The sequence below is a fragment of the Paraburkholderia tropica genome (genome assembly GCF_900109265.1).
Classification (GTDB): domain Bacteria; phylum Pseudomonadota; class Gammaproteobacteria; order Burkholderiales; family Burkholderiaceae; genus Paraburkholderia; species Paraburkholderia tropica.
In genome coordinates, this window is record NZ_FNZM01000056.1 from 1 (window position 1) to 3287 (window position 3287).

The 3287-nt window shown below is 52.7% G+C and carries 2 rRNA genes; both read left to right on the forward strand.

What is annotated here, in order from left to right:
* The first annotated feature begins 140 nt into the window (after positions 1 to 140).
* Positions 141 to 3020, forward strand: a 23S ribosomal RNA gene (locus tag BMY06_RS37995).
* 146 nt (positions 3021 to 3166) lie between these two features.
* A 5S ribosomal RNA gene (gene rrf, locus BMY06_RS38000) occupies positions 3167 to 3280 on the forward strand.
* Positions 3281 to 3287 lie beyond the last annotated feature (7 nt).

Sequence of the window (3287 nt, forward strand, 5' to 3'; positions counted from 1 at the left end):
GTGAATCAGGGTTGTGATTGTATCAATGTATTTTTAAGTGATCGAAAGATTGCCTTGAAATACGGCGCAACACGAATACTCAACCTGTAGCGAGTGGATTGAGTGGTTCCTCCGGGGATCATGAGACACACCCGTTATAGGGTCAAGCGAACAAGTGCATGTGGTGGATGCCTTGGCGATCACAGGCGATGAAGGACGCGGTAGCCTGCGAAAAGCGGTGGGGAGCTGGCAAACAAGCTTTGATCCACCGATATCCGAATGGGGAAACCCACTCCGTATGGAGTATCCATGACTGAATACATAGGTCATGCGAAGCGAACGCGGCGAACTGAAACATCTAAGTAGCCGCAGGAAAAGAAATCAACCGAGATTCCCAAAGTAGTGGCGAGCGAAATGGGATCAGCCTGTACTCTTTATCTTCGTTGTTAGCCAAACGCTCTGGAAAGTGCGGCCATAGTGGGTGATAGCCCCGTAGGCGAAAACAGCGAGGAAGAACTAGGTGTACGACAAGTAGGGCGGGACACGTGAAATCCTGTCTGAAGATGGGGGGACCATCCTCCAAGGCTAAATACTCGTGATCGACCGATAGTGAACCAGTACCGTGAGGGAAAGGCGAAAAGAACCCCGGGAGGGGAGTGAAATAGATCCTGAAACCGCATGCATACAAACAGTCGGAGCCTCGCAAGGGGTGACGGCGTACCTTTTGTATAATGGGTCAGCGACTTACATTCAGTGGCAAGCTTAACCGAATAGGGCAGGCGTAGCGAAAGCGAGTCCGAACAGGGCGTTCAGTCGCTGGGTGTAGACCCGAAACCAGGTGATCTATCCATGGCCAGGTTGAAGGCACGGTAACACGTGCTGGAGGACCGAACCCACTAACGTTGAAAAGTTAGGGGATGAGCTGTGGATAGGGGTGAAAGGCTAAACAAACCTGGAAATAGCTGGTTCTCTCCGAAAACTATTTAGGTAGTGCCTCGTGTATCACCTTCGGGGGTAGAGCACTGTCATGGTTGATGGGTCCATTGCGGATTACGTCGCCATAGCAAACTCCGAATACCGAAGAGTGCAATCACGGGAGACAGACATCGGGTGCTAACGTCCGGTGTCAAGAGGGAAACAACCCAGACCGCCAGCTAAGGTCCCCAAATATGGCTAAGTGGGAAACGAAGTGGGAAGGCTAAAACAGTCAGGAGGTTGGCTTAGAAGCAGCCACCCTTTAAAGAAAGCGTAATAGCTCACTGATCGAGTCGTCCTGCGCGGAAGATGTAACGGGGCTAAGCCATATACCGAAGCTGCGGATGCACATTTATGTGCATGGTAGGAGAGCGTTCTGTAAGCCTGCGAAGGTGCGTTGAAAAGCGTGCTGGAGGTATCAGAAGTGCGAATGCTGACATGAGTAGCGATAAAGGGGGTGAAAGGCCCCCTCGCCGTAAGCCCAAGGTTTCCTACGCAACGTTCATCGGCGTAGGGTGAGTCGGCCCCTAAGGCGAGGCAGAAATGCGTAGCTGATGGGAAGCAGGTCAATATTCCTGCACCATTGTTGAATGCGATGGGGGGACGGATCGCGGAAGGTTGTCCGGGTGTTGGAAGTCCCGGTCCTTGCATTGGAGAAGGCGCTTTGGCAAATCCGGGCGCGGAATTCAAGGGTGCGAGGCCATGCTCTTCGGAGCAGAAGCAACTGGAAGTGGTTCCAAGAAAAGCCTCTAAGCTTCAGTTCAACAGTGACCGTACCGCAAACCGACACAGGTGGGCGAGATGAGTATTCTAAGGCGCTTGAGAGAACTCGGGAGAAGGAACTCGGCAAATTGGTACCGTAACTTCGGGATAAGGTACGCCCTTGTAGCTTGACTGGCCTGCGCCAGGAGGGTGAAGGGGTTGCAATAAACTGGTGGCTGCGACTGTTTAATAAAAACACAGCACTCTGCAAACACGAAAGTGGACGTATAGGGTGTGACGCCTGCCCGGTGCCGGAAGATTAAATGATGGGGTGCAAGCTCTTGATTGAAGTCCCGGTAAACGGCGGCCGTAACTATAACGGTCCTAAGGTAGCGAAATTCCTTGTCGGGTAAGTTCCGACCTGCACGAATGGCGTAACGATGGCCACACTGTCTCCTCCCGAGACTCAGCGAAGTTGAAGTGTTTGTGATGATGCAATCTCCCCGCGGCTAGACGGAAAGACCCCATGAACCTTTACTGTAGCTTTGCATTGGACTTTGAACCGGTTTGTGTAGGATAGGTGGGAGGCTGTGAAGCGGGAACGCTAGTTTCCGTGGAGCCGTCCTTGAAATACCACCCTGATCTGTTTGAGGTTCTAACCTTGGTCCGTAATCCGGATCGGGGACAGTGCATGGTAGGCAGTTTGACTGGGGCGGTCTCCTCCCAAAGGGTAACGGAGGAGTACGAAGGTACGCTAGGTACGGTCGGAAATCGTGCTGATAGTGCAATGGCATAAGCGTGCTTGACTGCGAGACTGACAAGTCGAGCAGGTGCGAAAGCAGGTCATAGTGATCCGGTGGTTCTGTATGGAAGGGCCATCGCTCAACGGATAAAAGGTACTCTGGGGATAACAGGCTGATACCGCCCAAGAGTTCATATCGACGGCGGTGTTTGGCACCTCGATGTCGGCTCATCTCATCCTGGGGCTGTAGCCGGTCCCAAGGGTATGGCTGTTCGCCATTTAAAGAGGTACGTGAGCTGGGTTTAAAACGTCGTGAGACAGTTTGGTCCCTATCTGCCGTGGGCGCTGGATATTTGAAGGGACCTGCTCCTAGTACGAGAGGACCGGAGTGGACGAACCTCTGGTGTACCGGTTGTCACGCCAGTGGCATCGCCGGGTAGCTATGTTCGGAAGAGATAACCGCTGAAAGCATCTAAGCGGGAAACTCGCCTTGAGATGAGATATCCCCGGGGCTTCGAGCCCCTTGAAGGGTCGTTCAAGACCAGGACGTTGATAGGTCAGGTGTGGAAGCGCAGTAATGCGTTAAGCTAACTGATACTAATTGCCCGTAAGGCTTGATCCTATAACAGGTGTGTCTTTGAGAGACGCACGGTTGAGAGATCAGTGTTGTGCCGATATAAACAACACAACCCGAATTCAGTAAAAACTCTTTACGCTTCTTCCAGATTGGCTGTGGCGCCCCCAAAGGCGACGCAGCAACCCGTCATGCCTGATGACCATAGCGAGTCGGTCCCACCCCTTCCCATCCCGAACAGGACCGTGAAACGACTCTACGCCGATGATAGTGCGGATTGCCCGTGTGAAAGTAGGTAATCGTCAGGCTTCTTAT